This is a genomic window from Providencia burhodogranariea DSM 19968 (assembly GCF_000314855.2).
Classification (GTDB): domain Bacteria; phylum Pseudomonadota; class Gammaproteobacteria; order Enterobacterales; family Enterobacteriaceae; genus Providencia; species Providencia burhodogranariea.
The window spans coordinates 357,309-378,583 of record NZ_KB233225.1; the positions used below are offsets into that span (position 1 = coordinate 357,309).

At 39.7% G+C, this 21,275-nt stretch carries 17 protein-coding genes, 2 pseudogenes and 1 other annotated feature; of the genes and pseudogenes, 14 read left to right on the top strand and 5 right to left on the bottom strand.

The genetic code is table 11. The features are described 5' to 3' along the window. Positions 1 to 206: 206 nt before the first annotated feature. The 4 genes and pseudogenes from OOA_RS17525 (at position 207) to luxS (ending at position 4,680) form a co-directional block, all read left to right on the top strand. Positions 207 to 1,588: pseudogene (locus tag OOA_RS17525) on the top strand (IS1182 family transposase). A 241-nt stretch (positions 1,589 to 1,829) separates the two neighbouring features. Then, positions 1,830 to 2,324, top strand: a pseudogene (locus OOA_RS21415) (transposase); the annotation flags it as partial. A gap of 125 nt (positions 2,325 to 2,449) precedes the next feature. Next, a complete protein-coding gene (gene gshA / locus OOA_RS17535) occupies positions 2,450 to 4,009 on the top strand; it encodes a glutamate--cysteine ligase (RefSeq protein WP_008913507.1) in 1,560 nt (519 codons plus the stop codon). Between the two features lie 155 nt (positions 4,010 to 4,164). Beyond that, positions 4,165 to 4,680 (top strand): S-ribosylhomocysteine lyase, encoded by a 516-nt coding sequence (luxS, locus tag OOA_RS17540; protein WP_008913508.1) that lies wholly within the window; start codon positions 4,165 to 4,167, stop codon positions 4,678 to 4,680. Positions 4,681 to 4,758: 78 nt separating this feature from the next. Here luxS and OOA_RS17545 read toward each other — a convergent pair whose 3' ends face one another. Beyond that, positions 4,759 to 6,048 carry a CNNM domain-containing protein gene (locus OOA_RS17545; protein WP_008913509.1) on the bottom strand — a complete coding sequence of 430 codons (1,290 nt, stop codon included), beginning with the start codon at positions 6,046 to 6,048 and terminating at the stop codon, positions 4,759 to 4,761. Positions 6,049 to 6,101: 53 nt separating this feature from the next. Next, complete coding sequence (locus OOA_RS17550) at positions 6,102 to 6,893, bottom strand: cytochrome C assembly family protein (RefSeq protein WP_008913510.1); 792 nt, start codon at positions 6,891 to 6,893, stop codon at positions 6,102 to 6,104. A 398-nt stretch (positions 6,894 to 7,291) separates the two neighbouring features. Between OOA_RS17550 and ffh the strand changes: the two genes are divergently transcribed. The 7 genes from ffh (at position 7,292) to tyrA (ending at position 13,489) form a co-directional block, all read left to right on the top strand. Beyond that, a complete protein-coding gene (gene ffh, locus OOA_RS17555) occupies positions 7,292 to 8,653 on the top strand; it encodes a signal recognition particle protein (protein ID WP_008913511.1) in 1,362 nt (453 codons plus the stop codon). Between the two features lie 136 nt (positions 8,654 to 8,789). Continuing rightward, positions 8,790 to 9,038, top strand: coding sequence for a 30S ribosomal protein S16 (gene rpsP, locus OOA_RS17560; RefSeq protein ID WP_008913512.1), 249 nt, complete (start codon positions 8,790 to 8,792; stop codon positions 9,036 to 9,038). An 18-nt stretch (positions 9,039 to 9,056) separates the two neighbouring features. Further along, positions 9,057 to 9,605: a ribosome maturation factor RimM gene (rimM, locus tag OOA_RS17565; protein WP_008913513.1), complete on the top strand. Its 549-nt coding sequence runs from the start codon at positions 9,057 to 9,059 to the stop codon at positions 9,603 to 9,605. A gap of 37 nt (positions 9,606 to 9,642) precedes the next feature. Then, on the top strand, positions 9,643 to 10,407 hold the full coding sequence (trmD, locus tag OOA_RS17570; RefSeq protein ID WP_008913514.1) for a tRNA (guanosine(37)-N1)-methyltransferase TrmD: 765 nt from the start codon (positions 9,643 to 9,645) through the stop codon (positions 10,405 to 10,407). Between the two features lie 47 nt (positions 10,408 to 10,454). After that, positions 10,455 to 10,808: a 50S ribosomal protein L19 gene (rplS, locus tag OOA_RS17575; RefSeq protein WP_008913515.1), complete on the top strand. Its 354-nt coding sequence runs from the start codon at positions 10,455 to 10,457 to the stop codon at positions 10,806 to 10,808. 450 nt (positions 10,809 to 11,258) lie between these two features. Continuing rightward, positions 11,259 to 12,353 carry a 3-deoxy-7-phosphoheptulonate synthase gene (locus tag OOA_RS17580; RefSeq protein WP_040691849.1) on the top strand — a complete coding sequence of 365 codons (1,095 nt, stop codon included), beginning with the start codon at positions 11,259 to 11,261 and terminating at the stop codon, positions 12,351 to 12,353. A gap of 14 nt (positions 12,354 to 12,367) precedes the next feature. Beyond that, on the top strand, positions 12,368 to 13,489 hold the full coding sequence (gene tyrA / locus OOA_RS17585) for a bifunctional chorismate mutase/prephenate dehydrogenase (RefSeq protein ID WP_008913517.1): 1,122 nt from the start codon (positions 12,368 to 12,370) through the stop codon (positions 13,487 to 13,489). Between the two features lie 120 nt (positions 13,490 to 13,609). Here tyrA and pheA read toward each other — a convergent pair whose 3' ends face one another. The 3 genes from pheA to bamD all read right to left on the bottom strand — a co-directional run bounded on the left by pheA (position 13,610) and on the right by bamD (position 16,589). Continuing rightward, positions 13,610 to 14,782, bottom strand: coding sequence for a bifunctional chorismate mutase/prephenate dehydratase (gene pheA, locus OOA_RS17590; protein WP_008913518.1), 1,173 nt, complete (start codon positions 14,780 to 14,782; stop codon positions 13,610 to 13,612). 26 nt (positions 14,783 to 14,808) lie between these two features. After that, positions 14,809 to 14,929: a sequence feature (Phe leader region), on the bottom strand. A 141-nt stretch (positions 14,930 to 15,070) separates the two neighbouring features. Further along, positions 15,071 to 15,400, bottom strand: a complete 330-nt coding sequence (raiA, locus tag OOA_RS17595) for a ribosome-associated translation inhibitor RaiA (RefSeq protein ID WP_008913519.1) — start codon at positions 15,398 to 15,400, stop codon at positions 15,071 to 15,073. A gap of 457 nt (positions 15,401 to 15,857) precedes the next feature. Continuing rightward, positions 15,858 to 16,589 (bottom strand): outer membrane protein assembly factor BamD, encoded by a 732-nt coding sequence (gene bamD, locus OOA_RS17600; RefSeq protein WP_008913520.1) that lies wholly within the window; start codon positions 16,587 to 16,589, stop codon positions 15,858 to 15,860. Between the two features lie 139 nt (positions 16,590 to 16,728). On the opposite strand from bamD, the gene rluD reads away from it, so the two are divergent. The 3 genes from rluD (at position 16,729) to clpB (ending at position 21,141) form a co-directional block, all read left to right on the top strand. After that, positions 16,729 to 17,706, top strand: coding sequence for a 23S rRNA pseudouridine(1911/1915/1917) synthase RluD (gene rluD, locus OOA_RS17605; RefSeq protein WP_008913521.1), 978 nt, complete (start codon positions 16,729 to 16,731; stop codon positions 17,704 to 17,706). Continuing rightward, positions 17,706 to 18,440: a purine nucleoside phosphorylase YfiH gene (gene yfiH / locus OOA_RS17610; protein WP_008913522.1), complete on the top strand. Its 735-nt coding sequence runs from the start codon at positions 17,706 to 17,708 to the stop codon at positions 18,438 to 18,440. The genes rluD and yfiH overlap by 1 nt, the downstream gene beginning before the upstream one ends. Positions 18,441 to 18,567: 127 nt before the next feature. Further along, positions 18,568 to 21,141 carry an ATP-dependent chaperone ClpB gene (clpB, locus tag OOA_RS17615; RefSeq protein ID WP_008913523.1) on the top strand — a complete coding sequence of 858 codons (2,574 nt, stop codon included), beginning with the start codon at positions 18,568 to 18,570 and terminating at the stop codon, positions 21,139 to 21,141. The last annotated feature ends 134 nt before the right edge of the window (positions 21,142 to 21,275 follow it).

A 21,275-nucleotide genomic window follows, 5' to 3' on the forward strand; every position in this document is an offset into this window, starting at 1 on the left:
GAATAAGAAGCCCCTTAATAAAGGGGCTTCAGACTGCTGACAAAGTCCTAGCTTTTTAGTTAGGACTTTGATCTAATAAGGTTAGTACAAATAATGAGCTAACCGATATGTTAAAAGAACCTTCTCCCCAACAATATCAGTTCGAAACCGTCACACTTGATGAACTTGTTCCTGAAGACCATCTTGTTCGTAAAGTCGATGCCATTATGGACTTCGAATTTATTCGCGATGCCGTTGCTCACCTTTATTGCCCTAATAATGGACGTCCTGCCATCGACCCTGTTCGATTGATTAAAATGATGTTATTAGGCTATCTGTTTGGTATCCCATCAGAGCGCAAACTGGTTAAATAAATCCAAGTCAATATGGCTTATCGCTGGTTTTTACGCATGGGATTAACAGAAAAAGTGCCAGATGCATCTACCCTTAGCCAAAATCGTATCCGTCGCTTCAATGACAGCGATATTTTCCAACAGATATTTGACCATGTCGTAGAGCAGGCCATCAGTGGTGGCATGGCGAATGGACGCGTTCTTTACACCGACAGTACTCACTTAAAAGCAGATGCTAACTCGCGTAAAGCCATTAACGAAGAGCGTCCCATTGCACCAAGTGAATATATCGAACAACTCAATGCTGCCGTTGAAAAAGACCGGAAAAACCATGCAAAAAAGCCCTTACCCGACGTAAAAAAAACCAACGAAAACAGCGCCGTCAAAAACACTAAAGTGAGTACAACTGACCCTGAAAGTGGTTTTATACATCGGGACAATAAACCGAAAGGCTTCTTTTATCTTGACCATCGCACAGTTGATGGCAAACATGGCATCATCATGGATACGCATGTGACGGCCGGCAATGTCCATGATAGTCAACCTTACATTGGTCGATTACAACGACAAATTACTCGCTTCAACCTCAATACAGTGGCCGCAGGTGTGGATGCAGGCTACTTTACCGCCCCTGTTTGTCACCTTGCGAAAGAAATGAGTATCGCCCTCGTGCCGGGTTATCGACGCCCGAACAAAGGGCAAAATGCGTATCAAAAGAAGCACTTCCAGTATGATGCACAGCGCGATGTCTATGTGTGCCCAGCGGGAGAACTTCTGACGTACAGTACAACAGATCGCAATGGATATAAGCATTACAAATCAAACCGCCAGCAATGTCAGCTCTATGAACATCGTTCATCGTGCACTCAAAATCAGAAGGCTGAAAAAACCGTGACCCGACATGTCTGGGAGGAAGCGAAGGAATGGTCAAATGCGTTAAGGCTGACGAAATGGGGAAAAAAGTGTATGCAAGGCGAAAAGAGACGGTAGAAAGAAGCTTTGCCGATGCCAAACAGCATCATGGTCACCGCTATGCGCGGTTCCGTGGGCTGAGTAAAGTTCAGATGCAATGCTTATTAGCGGCAACGGCGCAAAATATCAAGAAGATGGCGCTGTTGGCGCTACTTTTTTACTTTTTTAGGTTAATGCAAAGGCAATTAAAGGCATATAGAACGGAATATAGCTTGAGAAAGTTATTGATGATGGGATATTTAGAAAAATATCGCGCTCGCGACCTTCGGTCGCTGAAACAATAAACCCCATGCTGAAAACATGGGGTTCGTCATCAATCTGAGCCCCTTAATAAAGGGGCTTTTTTTTATCTGTGACCCGTCCTAAATAAGGTTGACACTTTTCTAATTCAAAATTGGAGAGTGTAATGAAACCAATCAGTAAACGAATTCAACGTGATTATTCCCTAGCCTTTAAATTGGTCGTTGTTGACCATTACAACAGCCAAGTTTAGTTAAGTCAGGATTTGTATCCTCACGGCCAGAACAACTTTGGCTAGCTGATATTACATATCTACCCACCCATGAAGGTAATACATATTTAAGTTTAATGACTGATGCTTATGCACGAAAAATCGTGGGTTGCCATCTAGACAACAACATGAAAATAAAGGTTGTAGAGAAATCGTTAGTTCAGGCGCTAAAAAGGCGAAGTTCAACAACGTCGTTGGTCTATCATTTCGATTGTTGTCTACAATATTGTTCATCGGAGTATCAGAAAATCCATAAAAAATACAATATTCAATACTCAATGACAGATGGTTATGACAGCTATCAAAATGCACAAGCAAAACGAGTTAATGAAGTATTGAAAATGGATTACCGATTGATAAATTTGAGGAATTTAGCAGAAGCAATAAAGTTAATTGAAGAATCAATACAGATTCATAATGAAAAACGCCCAATGAAATTCATCGAGCATTTTATGTCTGAAAAAGTTGTCAATCTATATCAGGACGAGTCATATAATTCGGCATGCTGATTATTAAGCACTATTTCAATCCCCCATCCTATATAAATGACACATCTAGACAGCGACAATTTCTATGATTTACGCTAAAGTAAGCACCTTACTAAAATAAAATTTAACACAGGCGGGAGGTCGATTTGATCCCGGACGTATCCAAAGCACTCTCATGGTTAGAGGCACACCCAGAAGCACTAAATGGTATTCAACGTGGTATTGAGCGTGAAACATTGCGTGTTACTCCGAATGGTTCTATTGCTGAAACTTTGCATTCGGAGGAATTGGGAAAAGCATTAACACATAAATGGATTACGACAGATTTTGCTGAGTCCTTACTTGAGTTTATTACTCCTGTAGATAAAAGTATTGGCCACAGTTTGGCTTTTCTTAGGGATTTACATCGTTATACGGCGCGACACCTTCATAATGAAAGAATGTGGCCATTGAGTATGCCTTGCTTTATTGAAAACGAGGATAAAATCACTCTTGCGCAGTACGGTGAATCAAATATTGGCCGCTTCAAAAATTTGTATCGAGAAGGGCTAAAAAACCGTTATGGCGCATTAATGCAAACTATTGCTGGCGTTCATTATAACTTTTCGTTACCAATTGAATTTTGGCAAGCTTGGGCGGGAGTGAAAGATGCACAAAGTGGTAAAGAGCAAATTTCTGCTGGGTATCTACGCTTGATCAGAAACTATTACCGCTTTGGTTGGGTGATCCCTTATTTATTTGGTGCATCCCCTGCAATTTGTGGCTCTTTCTTAAAAGATAGGGATACCAAATTAACATTTGATAAGACCTCGGATGGCACCTATTACTTGCCTTATGCGACGTCATTAAGAATGAGTGATTTAGGGTACACAAATAAGTCTCAGAGCGATTTAAACATTACATTTAATGATTTAGATACCTATGTAGCCGGTTTGAAAAAAGCTATTCATAAGCCGTCTCAAGAGTTTGCAGAGCTAGGTGTCAAAAAAGATGGCAAGTACATCCAATTGAATACTAATGTGCTACAGATTGAAAATGAACTGTATGCACCAATACGGCCGAAACGAGTACCAAAAGGTGATGAGTCTCCATCTGATGCATTATTACGTGGTGGTATTGAGTACATTGAAGTGCGAGCATTGGATATTAACCCTTTTAGCGCGATTGGCGTTGATGAAACACAAACGCGTTTCCTTGATTTGTTCTTGATCTGGTGTGTGCTGGCCGATGCGCCTGAAATGAATTCACAAGAGCTTGATTGTAGCCGTCAGAATTGGAACCGAGTGATCCTCGAAGGGCGTAAACCAGATCAAGTTATTGGTCTTGGTTGTGGTAGTGAGATGAAGCCACTTGTTGAGGTTGGTCAGCAACTATTTAAGGACTTGATCCGTGTTGCTGAGGTACTCGACACTCGCTGTGATGCTAAATATCAAGAAGTTTGCCATCAGTTTATGTCAATGTTTGAAGATCCAACATTGACATATTCAGCATTAGTGATGGATAAAATGCTGGCACAAGGTATTGGTGGCTACGGCTTAGAGCTAGCTGAAAAATATTATGATCAACTATTGAATGAGCCTTATGAAGTGATTACAGAAGCTCAATTTGAAGATGCTCGATTAGCATCCATTAAAAAACAGTCTATGATTGAGAAAGGCGAAACTGAAAGTTTTGAAGATTATTTGCGTAAGCATGCAGGGCGCTAAAAGAAAATGGCCACTTATTTGGTGGCCAAAAAAATATCTTAGAGAATTAGGGATGATAACAAATTTGCGCGTCTTTCATTAATTCAGACTCGGCAATTTCAAAATAGTTTCATTTATTTTTTAAATAAAAATAGTTTTTTTCAGGAGGTCAATAAATGCCATTATTAGACAGTTTTACTGTAGATCATACTCGTATGTCTGCACCCGCGGTCCGTGTAGCAAAAACCATGAAAACGCCGAGTGGAGATACAATCACTGTATTCGACTTACGTTTCACTGTTCCTAACAAGGAAATCATGTCAGAAAGAGGAACTCATACGCTTGAACACCTATTTGCAGGTTTCATGCGTGATCATCTCAATGGTGATGGTGTCGAAATCATTGATATCTCACCTATGGGCTGCCGTACAGGTTTCTATATGAGCCTGATAGGCCAACCTGATGAGCTACGCGTAGCGAGCGCTTGGAAAGGTGCTATGCAGGATGTATTAAAAGTTCAAGATCAAAATAAAATACCTGAGCTGAATATCTATCAGTGTGGTACTTGTGATATGCATTCACTGAGTGAAGCTCAACAAATTGCGCGCAATGTACTGGCATCAGATATCCGTATTAATAAAAATGATGAACTTGCATTACCAGCTGAAAAATTGACTGAATTACATATCTAGAATATCTAATAGATAGTACAGCAGCAAACTGCGCCAAAATTTTAAATAAATTAAGGTGCAGTTTTTTTATGAAAGAGGTTAATTTATTTCATGTGTTGAAGTGTTTGTTTTTAGTGGGGTAATTTTTACTTGTTTTATAATGTTGTCACTAATCAGCAATACTTCCACCATATAGTGTGAGATTACAATTTTTTCTTCTATATCAGGAATATCTCCGATAGCTTCTAACACCATTCCATTGACCGTTCTTGGTCCATCAATAGGAAGATGCCAATCAAATGCTTTGTTGAGCTCTCTGATGTTAGCCGTGCCGTCAACGAGCACACTTCCATCACTTTGTGGCAATACTTCTTCGGCCAATGAAGGTGACATTGATGTTGTAAAATCACCTACGATTTCTTCAAGAATATCTTCAACACTAATAAGCCCTTGGATTTCACCATATTCGTCAACAATGATACCGATTTTTTCTTTATTGTGTTGAAAATTAATTAATTGAATGCTTAATGGGGTGCTGTTTGGAATAAAATAGATATTATCTGCGGCTTTGATTAGATTCTGTTTATTGAACTCTCGTTTTTCCATCATCATGCGGTAGGCCTCACGTACACGTAAAATGCCGATAACATCTTCAAGTGAGTCACGGTAAAGAACAATGCGGCCATGAGGTGAGTGAGTTAACTGCCGAACGATTGATTTCCAATCATCATTGACATCAATACCAACAATTTCATTTCTAGGCAGCATAATGTCACCAACAGTGACTTTTTCGAGATCTAAAATAGATAGCAACATATCTTGATTGCGTCGAGTAAGCTTTGTTTTTGACTCATTAACGATGGTTCGAAGCTCATCTTTGCTCACTGCATCACTACGTATAACTGGCGATTTTATTCCTAAAAAGTACATAAATAGCAGTGTGATTTTGTTGAATGTCCAGACAACGGGTAACATAATTTTTTGTAATGGTTTTAAAATATAGCTACTTGGAAAAGCGATTTTTTCAGGATAAAGTGCCGCGATAGTTTTTGGCATTACTTCAGCAAAAACTAAGATGACAAAGGTTAAAATACCAGTCGCAATGGCGACCCCTGCATTACCATATAAGCGCATGCCAATAATTGTTGCCAGAGATGATGCAATAATATTGATGAGATTATTGCCGATAATAATCAGACTAATAAGCTTATCAGGATGCCTAAGTAATTTTTCAACTCGTTTTGCAGATCGGTTGCCTTGCTTGGCGAGATGTTTCAAGCGATAGCGATTCAGTGTCATCATACTAGTTTCAGAGGCTGAGAAGTAAGCCGACATAACGATTAGAATGACCAATATAATCATGAGCGTACCAGTTGATACGTAATCCAAAACGAGGTTCCTTATTGCTATAATTTAAATGCGTTTATTTTAAAGTGTTAAAGTTAAGACACCATGATGTGCTGTATAACTCGGTTGCCAAAAAAGGCCATAGTAAGAATTAATGCACCAGCAACATGGAAAAATAGAACGCGTTTTCCTCTCCATCCGCCATGGAAGTGCCCCCATAGCAAAATAATATAGACGAACCAAGCAATAACAGATAATACCGACTTATGGATATTTTCTTTATCGAAAATATTATCCATATAGATAAAGCCTGTACATAAGGTTAACGTTAGTAAAATGACTCCAACTTGAGTAATGTGAAACATTTTTCGCTCAATAACCATCATTGGAGGCATGTTTGAGCTAAATTTTAGCTTTTTATTTTTAAGTTGATAGTCAATGAGTGCTACTTGAAATGCATACAAGGCTGCGATTAAAAGAGTTGCGTAGCTTAGCAATGCTAAACCAATATGTATAAATAGAGGGACACTGCCTTCAAGGTGAGTAATAAATTCCCCTGGCATAATTGTTGATAGCATTAAATTAATAATCGCAAAACTATAAACAATTGGTGTTAAGTACCAAGCTTTACCTTGATAGGCGACAACGGTCATAATAATACACATTAGCAAGCTGACGGTTGAACCTAAATTTAATAATGTGAGATTTTGTGCTCCATCTCCACGAAAAATAAGTAACTTAAGCGTTATTGCATGAGTGACAAGTGCAATAACCGCTAATAAAAGGGCGAGTCGGCGGTACATTGGTTGCTTACGCACCTGACCAGGAACGATCAGAGATAGGCTGACCAGATATGTACAAACTGCTATGACTGCAAATACGGGCATAGTATAGTGTCGTTATTCATTTTAAGTGGATAGTAATTGACTAGTATAACTCGTGCAGCTGTATGCTCCAACCATTGGCACAGTTAATAAGCTTCTTCTTAGTTGTTAATCGCTCTTAAAGGTATATTTTGCAGGTTTTCGCATAGCAGTTTTTTGTGAAAGTATCATGCTAATATCATAACACTAAACAGATAGAAGCGAATAAACGTCTGGTATGATACACTAGCCCAAAGATCTCTGCGTTGGTTTCAGCTATGGTTATTACGAATTATATCTCTTTAAAAAGAGAAATAATCAAAAGTTTGCTTAAATTAGCGATTAAGCACTTGCATTTGTGAGTATTAGCAACCAAATCTAGCTTAGACAGTGGGCCCATAAACAGAATTGAGCTAAGACATATGTTTGATAATTTAACCGACAGACTATCGCGCAGTTTGCGCAACATCAGCGGGCGTGGCCGTCTGACTGACGATAATATTAAAGATACATTGCGTGAAGTCCGTATGGCTTTGCTGGAAGCTGACGTCGCGCTACCTGTTGTTCGTGAATTTGTTCAAAAAGTAAAAGAAAGTGCAGTTGGGCAGGATGTAAATAAAAGCTTAACGCCAGGACAAGAGTTCATCAAAATTGTAAAAAATGAACTCACGCGAGCAATGGGAGAAGAAAACCATCAGCTTAATCTATCTGCTCAGCCTCCTGCTGTTGTATTGATGGCAGGTTTGCAAGGTGCTGGTAAAACAACCAGCGTTGCAAAGTTAGGTAAGTTATTAAAAGAAAAACAAAAGAAAAAAGTTTTAGTGGTTTCCGCTGACGTTTATCGTCCAGCGGCAATTAAACAATTAGAGACTTTAGCAGAAACAGTCGGCATTGATTTCTTTCCATCAGATGCCCAAGAAAAACCTGTTGCTATCGTACAAAAAGCTTTAAAACATGCCCAGCTACAATTCTATGACGTACTGTTAGTCGATACCGCAGGTCGTTTGCACGTTGATGAAGCGATGATGGATGAAATTAAAGACGTTCATCGAATTATTAACCCAGTAGAAACGCTGTTTGTTGTTGATGCGATGACGGGGCAAGATGCCGCGAATACGGCTAAAGCATTTAATGAAGCGCTTCCTCTGACAGGGGTTGTCCTGACTAAAGTCGATGGCGATGCTCGTGGTGGTGCTGCTTTATCTATTCGCGCTATTACGGGTAAGCCAATCAAATTCTTAGGGGTTGGTGAAAAAACTGATGCATTGGAGCCTTTTCACCCTGAGCGTGTTGCTTCTCGCATTTTGGGCATGGGCGATGTTTTAACGCTGATCGAAGAGATTGAGCATAAAGTTGACCGTGACCAAGCAGAAAAACTAGCCAAAAAACTAAAAACGGGTGATGGCTTTGATTTAAATGACTTCTTAAGTCAGTTAAAACAAATGCGCAATATGGGCGGAATGGCGAGCATGATGAGTAAAATGCCTGGCATGTCCCAAGTTCCTGATGCGGTTAAGTCTCAGATGGATGATAAAATCACTGTCCGTATGGAAGCGATAATCAATTCGATGACGCGTAAAGAGCGCGAAAAGCCAGAAATTATTAAAGGATCTCGCAAGCGCCGTATTGCTGCGGGTTCAGGTACCAACGTACAAGAAGTAAACCGTCTTTTGAAGCAATTTGATGACATGCAACGCATGATGAAAAAGATGAAAAAAGGCGGTCTTGCTAAAATGATGCGTGGTATGAAAGGTATGATGCCACCGGGATTCCCGGGGCGTTAAACAATGAAGTCAGAAAGAATATGCACTTTTGGTTGATTTTTGTGTCAAAGTGAGTAAAATTTTCGAGCTTTTTATATAACAACCGGACTCTATCCCTCGATGGAGTCTGGTTGTTTTATTAACTAATGAGGATGTTATGGTAACAATTCGTTTATCTCGTGGCGGTGCTAAGAAGCGTCCGTTCTATCAAATCGTTGTAACCGATAGCCGCAATGCGCGTGACGGTCGTTTCATCGAGCGTATCGGCTTCTTCAACCCAATCGCATCAGGTCAAGCAGAAGAACTGCGTTTAGACTTAGATCGCGTTGAGCACTGGGTTGGTCTGGGCGCAACTGTTTCTGACCGTGTTGAACAACTGGTCAAACAAGCTAAAAAAGCAGCTTAATCTGTCACGGTGGTAGCTATGAGCAAGCAAGTAAATCTAGTGCCTCCTACTAATCCAATTATTTTGGGTAAATTAGGCGCTGCATATGGGATTCGTGGTTGGCTCAAAGTTTTTTCGTCCACCGAACAAGCTGAAAGTATTTTTGATTATCAACCGTGGTTTATTCAACGTTCTGGTCAGTGGCAACACATTGAAATAGAAGATTGGAAACACCATAACAAAGATATCATTGTTAAGCTGAGCGGGGTCGATGATCGCGATGCAGCTACACTCTTAACTAATTTTGAGATTACGGTTGATTCAACCCAACTCCCTAAATTAGATAACAACGATTACTATTGGAAAGACCTTATGGGCTGCCATGTTGTAACGTTGGATGGGTATGACCTAGGTACCATTATCGATATGATGGAAACGGGTTCTAATGATGTCATTGTGATTAAAGCTAATCTAAAAGATGCATTTGGCATCAAGGAACGGTTAGTTCCGTTTCTTGATGGGCAGGTTATCAAGAAAGTCGATCTCGAATCTAAACTGATTGAAGTTGATTGGGATCCTGGTTTTTAAATCTCCGGTTGACGGTTTTTATGAGTGGGACTAAATAATGTGGATTGGTGTAATTAGCCTGTTTCCCGAAATGTTCCGCGCAATAACCGAGTACGGGGTAACTGGCCGGGCAGTGAAAAATGGCCTGCTGTCTGTTGAATGTTGGAATCCGAGAGATTTTACTCACGATAAACATAAAACAGTCGATGATCGCCCTTATGGTGGTGGTCCAGGCATGCTGATGATGGTGCAACCTTTAAAGGATGCTATTAACACAGCAAGAACTGAGGCGGGTGAAGGCGCGAAAGTGATTTATCTGTCACCTCAGGGGCGTAAGCTCAGTCAAGACGGAGTTTGCGAGTTGGCAACAAATCAGAAGTTAATTCTAGTTTGTGGTCGATATGAAGGCATTGATGAGCGGATCATTCAAACCGAAGTTGATGAAGAATGGTCAATCGGTGATTACGTTCTCAGTGGTGGGGAACTCCCCGCAATGGTGTTGATTGACTCTGTATCTCGGTTTATTCCGGGGGTACTTGGTCACCAAGCTTCTGCTCAGGAAGATTCTTTTGCAGATGGCTTGTTGGATTGTCCACACTATACCCGCCCTGAAGTATTAGACGGTATGCAAGTTCCTGATATTTTATTATCTGGAAATCATGCAAAGATAAATAGCTGGCGTATGAAGCAATCACTTGGCCGTACCTGGCTTAGAAGACCTGAGCTTCTGGAAAGCCTAGCTCTGACTGACGAGCAGAGGATGTTGCTGACTGAGTTTCAAAATGAATATCAGTCTGGGCAACAAGTGAATCTAGACAATTAAACTAATTGTCTAACATATATCAGTTTACCTAGGGTAAGAGAATTATTATGAGCAACATTATTAAACAACTTGAACAAGAGCAGATGAAGCAGGACCTACCTTCATTCCGTCCAGGTGATACTGTGGAAGTTAAGGTATGGGTCGTAGAAGGCTCTAAAAAACGTCTGCAGGCATTTGAGGGCGTGGTTATTGCTATTCGTAATCGCGGTCTGCACTCTGCATTCACTGTTCGTAAAATTTCTAACGGCGAAGGTGTTGAGCGTGTATTCCAAACTCACTCTCCAGTCGTAGATAGCATCGCTGTTAAACGTCGTGGTGCCGTTCGTAGAGCTAAACTGTACTACCTGCGTGAGCGTTCTGGTAAGGCAGCTCGTATCAAAGAGCGTCTGAACGCCAAGTAATACGCTTTCGCTACATCCGAAAGTTACGATAAGGCCCGCTTTAGCGGGCCTTTCTGCGTTTAATAACTTATTTTTATTTATCACAATGCTATGTCTTTGATGACATTTTTTATCTATATTTTGTTTTCATCTATTCTTTTTCTTCTGCTTTTTTTCTTAACCCATTCTCTTTATCAATAATCTTTATTTTTATACGAATTATTACTTAAATCCATGGGTTTCGTAAACATTATTATACGAAAAAACAAATGACATTTGTTTTTTAATCTTTTTTTATTTGGATTTGTCTTTAATATTATTTAAAATCAATCAGCTATGTATGTGTAATTAATTATTTACAAGACTGTATTTATTTTACATTAATGGATTGTAATCTTTACGTCTCATGGTATCTTATGTCTTAAGCAATCAAACACAATATATAAACAATAAGTTAAGTAGGTAATAAAAATGATCATGCAAAAAGATGCACTCAATAATGTGAATATTCATGACGAACAGGTACTCATTACACCTGAAGCTTTGAAACAAAAGTTTCCACTGAGTAACAGCAATCTGCATGCCATTGCTGCTTCACGTAAAACAATTGCTGATATTATTCATCAGCGTGATCCACGCTTACTCGTAGTATGTGGTCCTTGTTCTATTCATGATGTAGACGCTGCGATTGAATACGGCCAACGTTTACAGAAGCTTGCTGAAGAATTGAGTGATAGTTTATATATTGTGATGCGTGTTTATTTTGAAAAACCGCGTACGACGGTAGGTTGGAAAGGTTTAATTAGTGATCCATTAATGGATGGTTCATTTGATATGGAAAAAGGGTTGCATATTGCTCGTGATCTTCTGACTAATTTAGTTGAAATGGGCTTACCACTTGCAACTGAAGCTTTAGATCCCAATAATCCCCAATACCTAGGAGACCTCTTCAGTTGGTCGGCAATTGGTGCAAGAACGACTGAATCACAAACTCATAGGGAGATGGCATCTGGTTTGTCTATGCCTGTTGGCTTTAAAAATGGAACCGATGGTAGTTTATCCACGGCAATTAACGCCATGAAAGCAGCTTCGATGTCACATCGTTTTATGGGTATCAATCAATCTGGTCAAGTAAGTTTGTTACATACAAAAGGCAATGAAAACGGGCATGTTATTTTACGTGGTGGTAAAACGCCAAATTATAGCCCTGAAGATATTGCCGCTTGTGAAATCGAAATGAGAAAAGCAGGGCTCGAGCCATCATTGATGGTTGACTGTAGTCATGGTAATTCAAATAAAGATTACCGTCGTCAACCACTGGTTATTGATTCTATTATTGAACAAATAACTAATGGAAATCAGTCAATAACAGGTATTATGTTAGAAAGCCATTTAAATGAAGGCAATCAAAGTTCAGAGCAACCACGTGATGCGATGAAGTATGGCGTATCTGTGACAGATGCCTGCATTAACTGGGAAACAACCGAATCAGTACTGCGTAATTTACATCAGGCATTATCTCCCGTGCTTGAACAACGTGCAGAAAAATTAGAAATCGCGAGCTAATACAAGGTATAGGTATGTCTGTTGAACTTTCTCATCTTAGGGAACAAATTGATGAAGTTGATAAATCTTTATTGGATTTATTAGCTAAACGGTTACAACTTGTCGCTGAAGTTGGCGAAGTTAAAAGCTTACATGGGCTACCAATTTATGTACCTGAGCGGGAGTCAAGCATGTTGACTGCTCGTCGCCAAGAAGCTGAACGTATGGGGATCCCTCCTGATCTGATAGAAGATATTCTTCGTCGCATTATGAGGGAGTCCTATGCGCGTGAAAATGATAAAGGTTTTAAAACATTAAAACCTGACGCTGGCCCAATTGTTATTGTTGGCGGTGATGGTAAAATGGGGCGGTTATTTAATCGCCTACTTACTTTATCCGGTTACCAAGTTAAAGTGCTTTCTGAACATGATTGGCCTCAAGCAGAATCGATTCTATCAGGCGCAAGTGTAGTTATCATCAGTGTTCCAATACATTTAACGGTACAAATCATTCAACAGCTACCTAAACTAAATAAAGATACGTTGCTGATTGATATTGCATCTATCAAACAGAAGCCGTTACAAGCAATGCTCGCTGCTCATGAAGGGCCAGTTCTAGGTTTACATCCTATGTTTGGTTCAGATGTAGGCAGTGTAGCTAAACAAGTATTTGCTTTTTGTGATGGTAGAAGTAGTGAGTCTTATCAGTGGTTTCTTGAGCAATTACAAGTTTGGGGAGCGCGCCTGAAAAAAATAGTGGCTGATGACCATGATAAAAACATGAGCTTTATTCAAGCATTACGCCATTTTGCGACATTTACATATGGTCAAAATTTGGCGAAAGAGCAAGTCGATTTACAGCAATTGTTAGATCTGTCATCTCCAATTTATCGTTTGGAGCTTGCAATGGTCGGGCGTTTATTTGCTCAAGATCCACAACTTTATGCGGACATTATTATGTCCTCCGATGAAAATGTTGAGCTAATTCGTCGTTACTATCAATTATTAGGGCAGTCAATTGAAATGCTCGAAAGAAAAGATAAAGATGAATTTATACGGCAATTTAATGAAGTTAGTAAATGGTTTGGCGAAGATGCTCATCATTTCATGAAAGAGAGCCAATCACTATTACAACGTGCAAACGACAATCGCAAGTAAGTTATATTGTAGCTTTCAATGTTTGAGCACAATGATAGATAAATGATTCGGTTAAAAAAGCTAGTCGGTGTGAATCGACTAGCTTTCGTTTTATGAAAAGTAATTTACTGATGATATAAGCTAGGGTGTTATTTTTTCAGGTTCAACAGGAACAATGTTTTCGGAAGGGTAACAACCGAGAATTTTGATTGAGCGAGTTATTGCTGATAGCTCTTTTAATGCTTGCAGCATATTGTCTGAGCGCACATTGGCATGTACATCAATATAAAACATCTCTTCCCATGGTTTGCCATTAATTGGACGTGATTCTAGTTTGCTCATAATTATTTTATTATTTTTTAAAATAATTAATGCATCAACTAACGCACCAGCCTGTTGTCCAGTTGTGATCAGTAGCGTTGTTTTAGCTGGAACCTGTTCAGTCACTTCTATGGGCTGCTGAGCAACAACAATAAAACGAGTCATGTTAATTTGTTGATTAGCTAGGCTATGTTCTTGAACTTGTAAACCGTAAAGAGTACCTCCAGCCTCACTCCCCAAGGCTGCGACATTGGGTAAATTTAACTGTGCTACGTTTTGCATTGCGCTGGAAGTACTGTCGCAATATTCAATTTTCCAATGTGGGAATTGAGATAAGTATTGGCTACATTGTTGGAATGGTTGTGGATGGCTGTAGACAGTATCTATTTTACTCAGATCAGTTTTACCCGCCGTTAGTAGGCAATGGTTAATTGGTAAACGGATCTCACCGACAATTGATAATGTGGTGTTTTGAAGTAAGTCATAAACATCATTAATAGCACCTGAGCTGGTGTTTTCAATCGGTAAGATACCATAATCAGCTTGACCGCTTTCGACGAGAGAGAAAATATCTTGAAATTTATGGCAACTGCATTCAACTAATTGATCGAAGTATCGAGCTGAATATTGGCGTGCTGCAATATGTGAGTAAGAACCTTTAGGGCCTAAAAATGCAAAGCGTGCAGAGTCATTTGGAGTCAGGTTAAGGTGTTGTTGTAAGATGGCTTGTTGAGTAAGAACTGAGTCCTCAATGATCATCTGAAATAGGCGAGTGACATAAAAGCCATCTAATCCTAATGGTCTAGCTTTATTGATTAAAACATCAAGCAATTGACGCTCACGTTCTTTGTCTCGGATTGGGCGGCTATCTTCCAATTTTGTTTGTGCGACCTCAACGGCATATCCGCGTCTCTTAGCCAGTAGGCCGAGAAGTTCACTGTCCAATTGGCTGATTTTTTCACGTACTTTCAGTAAATTAGTGCTGTTGTCCATCCTACCTACCCTATAAAACATCAGTGAATAAAAAAGCCCCCTGAGTGAGGGGGCTTTAAAATCTTGTCTTCTTTTCTTTCTCGAACGACAAAAAGCCCCTAATAAGAGTGGCTAAAGAAGAAAAAGAAGACAAAATTCATGTTCATATTATATTTCCGTTAATTGTTTGCTTCCTAAATAAACCCGATACGCGCTCAGATGTCAACAAAAAACAAACGCATATATGAAAAACGCGCCCATTAAGAGCGCGTTATGAGGTTTCAAGATAAGTTTGTAGATAATATAAAATTATAACGTAACGAGGTTCGCTTCTTTTACACTATTGTTGGCTCTTCTTGATTCTCCTTTGTGTTGTGTTTTATTAAGTTGTCTTTCTAATTTGTTAATTAACTCATTTATAGCAACATACATGTCTTCATGTTTGGCACTTGCAACTAATTTTCCTGTCGCTGTTTTGATGTTGGCATCTACCATAAAACCTTGTGGCTCTTTTGATAATACAACATGTGTATTAATCAAAGAGACTTGCCATTTATCGAGTTTACTAAGACGGCCCTCAATGTGTTCTCGGATAGCGGGAGTAATATCCATTTGTTTGCTAGTTATGTTCACTATCATATAGTTACCTCTCATTGTTTCCGTCTTCGATGTACCTAGAATACTAATTATTTGCATAAAAAACGTGATGTGCGTCACACTTTTGACACGTAATGATTAGCCTTAATCTTAACTGTGATTGAACATAAAAAAGGAAGGGAAAGAGATTGCCTATTTTGATTTCTTGAGCGAAACTGAAATAGTTGACTATCAAAACGGTTAATAGTCGGTGCTTTTTTTGGGCTAAATTCTAGGCTCGTGGAAGTTCGCTAAAATTTAAAGAGTCACGATATCTCGATAATAGAAATATCTCGAAAACATGAGTGTCACAAGGGTTTAAAAGTTCGTCTTGCTGCTTCTAAAAAGCAAAAATTTACTGATTTTGATTCATTTTGATTAGCGTGACATGTCACGATTTTTCAGTTTTATGAGAAAAAACAGCAGCCTAAGCTGCTATTTTTTCAAAATTAATTATATGCTAATTATTGTTTGCAGCAATAATACTCTGAACTTTATTAGCTTCTACATTTAATCCCATTTCTTTATAAGCTATCTCCATGTATTTTAATGCTTTATGGGTAGCTTCAGTGTCTGGATAATCTCTAAGCATCTGTTGTACACGATTTACTACCGCGACATAAGCACCGCGTTTGTTGTAGTATTCAGCAACAGAGAGATCAAATCTTGCCAAACGATCTTTTAAATAAACGAGACGTTTAGTGGAATCATTAGCATAGAGACTGTTAGGATAGTAACGCGCTAATTGGCTAAAATCTTTAAAGGCTACTCTTGCATGTTGTGGGTCTCTATCTGAACGGTCGATACCAAAGAAACCTTGCAATGTACTGTCATCTAAAGCCATTGCAGTCAAACCACGCATATAAAGAACATAGTCAATGTTTGGATGCGTTGGATTTAAACGCATAAAACGGTCAATTGCCGCTATCGCCATTGGTAGCTCAGCTGATTTATAATAAGCATAAATCAGGTCTAATTGTACCTGCTGAGCATATGGGCCAAATGGATAGCGGTTATCCAACGCTTCCAGTTGCTTGATGGCTGCTTTATAGTTACCGTCCTGTAGCTTTTGCTGACCAACACTGTACATTTCAGCTGGAGTGCTATCAGGGTTGACTTCATTATTGCTGGAGCATCCGGTGAGAACCAGGCTCAACGTGGCGGCAGCCACCAGATATTTCATACGTATCATCACGTGTTGGTTATCCTCTGAGTGTTTCGAGGGAGACTATCCGTAAGGCTCCCGGCAAAAATTCGAGTTACAATAGCATATATTTTAAATAAAACGGCTACGCCGTCAAAATACAAACACTAAAAAAGTAGATTAATTTATGGCTCAACAAGTACAACTTAATGCAATTGTTGCTGAATCACAGCTCGGTCAACGTTTAGATCAAGCTTTAGCTGAATTGTTCCCTGATTATTCACGTTCACGTATAAAAGAGTGGATTTTAGATGATAGAGTGCAGGTTAATGGGAAAGTTATCAATAAGCCAAAGGAAAAAGTTTTAGGTAGCGAACAAATTTTAATCGATGCTTTAATTGAAGAGCCTAATCGCTGGGAACCGCAAGATATCCCTCTTGATGTTATTTATGAAGATGACGATATCCTTGTTATTAATAAGCCACGTGGTTTGGTTGTGCATCCAGGTGCTGGTAATCCGGATAAAACTATTTTAAATGCATTACTTTATCGCTATCCAGAAATTGTCGATGTACCACGCGCTGGTATTGTTCACCGTCTAGATAAAGATACGACAGGTTTGATGGTAGTTGCTAAAACAGTTCCAGCACAAACTCGTTTGGTGGAATCACTGCAATTGCGTGAAATTACTCGTGAATATGAGGCGGTTGCTGTTGGTCGAATGACGGCAGGTGGTATGGTTGAAGAGCCTATATCAAGGCACCCAACCAAACGTACCCACATGGCTGTTCATCCAATGGGGAAACCTGCTATTACGCACTACCGCATCATGGAGCACTTTAGAGCACATACTCGCTTACGTCTGCGTCTTGAAACCGGTCGAACGCACCAAATCAGAGTCCATATGGCACATATTAATCATCCACTTATTGGTGATGCTTTATATGGTGGACGTCCTCGTCCGTTAAAAGGTGCTACTGAAGAATTCTTTGATGTAATGCGTAAATTTGATCGTCAAGCTTTGCATGCAACGATGCTGCGTTTGTATCACCCAATTTCAGGTATTCAAATGGAGTGGCATGCTCCATTACCTGATGATATGGTTGAGCTTATTAATGCCCTAAAAGCTGACTTTTTACTGCATAAAGACAATATGGACTGGTAATGAACGAACTGATTTTTCCTGACTGGCCGCAGCCTAAGAATGTATTAAGCTGTAGTACTACACGTATTGGTGGGGTCAGCTTGCCCCCATTTGATAGTTTGAATTTGGGTAGTCATGTCGGTGATGTACCCGAAGCCGTCAGTGAAAATCGTAGTCGTTTAGTTTCATTAGCTAACTTGCCTCAACATCCGTTGTGGCTAGAACAAATCCATGGAACAAAGGTATTACACTTAAACGGTAATACCTTTGAAAATAGGCAGGCTGATGCAATTTATACTAATCAAGCTGGCCAAGTTTGCGCAATTATGACGGCAGATTGCTTACCTGTTTTATTTTGTAGTAAAGATGGTAAAGAGGTTGCCGCAGCACATGCCGGCTGGAGAGGCTTGTGTGATGGCATTCTTGAAAATACTATTTCTCAATTTACTAATCCTGCCAATGAAATTATGGCTTGGCTTGGTCCTGCGATTGGTCCTGAAAAATTTGAAGTCGGTGCTGAAGTTAGGCAAGCATTTATTAATCAATCAAACGATTTAAAATCAGGTTTTATCGCGAAGGGTGATAAATTTTTAGCTGATATCTATTTATTAGCTCGTATAAAGCTGCAAGCAGTTGGGATCTCATCTATTTATGGTGGTTCTTTTTGTACTGTGAGCGATGAAAACAGATTTTTTTCCTACCGCCGAGCTGGAAAGACGGGGCGGATGGCCTCATTAATATGGGTAAACAAATAACAATTAGTTATTTATTCCGAAATAACATATATCACTAAAATAATCACTCTCTAAACTTGAATAAATAAAAAATAGACCCTATTTATTATTCAGAAGCAATTTTAATCTCATACTTAGTGGAGGTGTTATGCGTCTGGATCGTTTAACTAATAAATTCCAGCAAGCTCTCGCTGACGCCCAGTCATTAGCCCTTGGGCGCGAAAATCAGTTTATAGAACCAATTCATTTATTAAGTGCACTTTTTAATCAAGAAAGCGGATCAGTTCGTCCTCTTTTGACGACGATAGGTGTCAACGCAGTACAATTTCAACATCAAATTGAAGATGCACTTGCCCGTTTACCTCAAGTGCAAGGTGTTGCTGGGGATGTACAACCATCAAATGACCTAATGCGTCATTTGAATTTATGTGATCAACTCGCACAAAAAAATGGAGACGAATTTATCTCCTCCGAGTTATTTCTTGTCGCTGCTATAGAAGCCAATACATCGCTTGCAGATATGCTCAAAGCAGCAGGTGTTAATAAAGCTAATTTGAATAAGGCAATAGAACAGATGCGTGGTGGAGATAAAGTGAATGACCAAAGCGCTGAAGACCAGCGTCAAGCTCTAAAGAAATTTACTGTCGACCTGACTGAGCGTGCCGAACAAGGCAAGTTAGACCCAGTAATTGGCCGCGATGAGGAAATTCGTCGTACTATTCAAGTGTTACAACGTCGTACAAAAAACAATCCAGTACTCATTGGTGAACCCGGTGTAGGTAAAACTGCAATTGTTGAAGGACTGGCACAACGTATTGTTAACGGTGAAGTTCCTGAAGGTCTAAAAAATAAACGTGTATTGTCTCTTGATATGGGGGCGTTGATTGCAGGTGCTAAATATCGTGGTGAATTTGAAGAGCGTTTAAAAGGCGTATTAAATGACTTAGCTAAACAGGAAGGTAATGTCATTCTGTTTATTGATGAGTTACATACTATGGTTGGCGCAGGTAAATCTGACGGCGCTATGGATGCGGGTAATATGTTAAAACCTGCATTAGCACGCGGGGAGCTACATTGTGTTGGTGCAACTACATTGGATGAATATCGCCAATATATAGAGAAAGATCCCGCTTTAGAGCGTCGTTTCCAAAAAGTATATGTTGCAGAGCCAAGTGTTGAAGATACCATCGCAATCTTACGTGGTTTGAAAGAACGCTATGAATTGCACCACCATGTGCAAATTACTGACCCAGCAATAGTTGCAGCTGCAACATTATCGCATCGGTATATCTCCGATCGTATGCTGCCAGATAAAGCTATCGACTTAATTGATGAAGCAGGTGCGAGCTTACGTATGCAAATGGACTCTAAACCAGAGTCACTCGATCGCTTGGAACGTCGTATCATCCAGCTCAAGCTAGAGCAACAAGCACTGAAAAAAGAGTCTGATGATGCGAGTAAAAAACGCCTTGAAATGTTGGAAGGCGAACTTGCAGAAAAAGAACGCGAGTATTCTTCCTTAGAAGAAGAGTGGAAAGCTGAAAAAGCATCATTAACGGGAACTCAGCATATTAAAGCTGAATTAGAAAATGCGCGTTACGAAATTGAAAAAGCTCGCCGTAGTGGTGATCTCGCTAAAATGTCTGAGTTACAGTATGGCCGTATTCCTGAGTTGGAAAAACAGCTAGAAGCAGCAACAAAGGCAGAGGGTAAAAGCATGAAGCTTTTACGCAATAAAGTCACCGATGTCGAGATTGCTGAAATTTTAGCGCGTTGGACTGGTATTCCTGTTTCTCGGATGCTGGAAAGTGAAAGAGAAAAACTGTTACGAATGGAACAGCAATTACATCGTCGAGTAATCGGCCAAGATGAAGCGGTTGTTGCGGTTTCAAATGCGATTCGTCGTAGCCGTGCGGGGTTGTCAGACCCTAATCGTCCAATAGGATCATTTATGTTCCTTGGTCCAACAGGCGTAGGTAAGACCGAACTGTGTAAAGCACTCGCAAACTTTATGTTTGATAGTGATGATGCAATGGTTCGAATTGATATGTCTGAATTTATGGAGAAGCATTCAGTCTCACGCTTAGTAGGTGCACCTCCAGGATATGTAGGTTATGAAGAAGGTGGCTACCTAACCGAAGCGGTTCGCCGTCGTCCATATTCAGTTATTTTATTGGACGAAGTAGAAAAAGCGCATCCTGATGTCTTTAATATCTTACTTCAAGTATTAGATGATGGGCGTTTAACTGATGGGCAAGGTAGAACTGTTGATTTCCGTAATACAGTGATCATCATGACTTCAAACCTTGGCTCTGATTTAATTCAAGAACGTTTTGGTGTAATCGGTTATTCAGAAATGAAAGATATGGTGATGGAAGTTGTTGCTCACAGCTTCAGACCAGAATTTATCAACCGTATTGATGAAGTAGTTGTGTTCCATCCATTAGGTAAAGAACACATTATGAATATTGCCAATATCCAGCTTGCTCGTCTATATAAACGTCTTGAAGAGCATGGATATGAAGTTAGTGCAACACCAGCTGCATTAGAGAAAATTGGTGAAGCCGGCTTTGACCCAATCTTTGGTGCGCGCCCTTTAAAACGCGCTATCCAACAAGAAATAGAAAACCCGCTTGCACAAGAGATATTGTCAGGTAAGTTGATTCCGGGTAAACCAGTGACTCTAGATGTTGAAAATGATGAAATCATTGCTAAACAGTAACGACTCACAGATTAAAGAGTAAATCGAAAGGCGGCCATGTGCCGCCTTTTTACTAAATTTATTAAAAATAGGTGATAAAACACCCAGATCTGATGTATAAATAAGCGTAAAGTACAAAAGGTAATCGGTTGTCA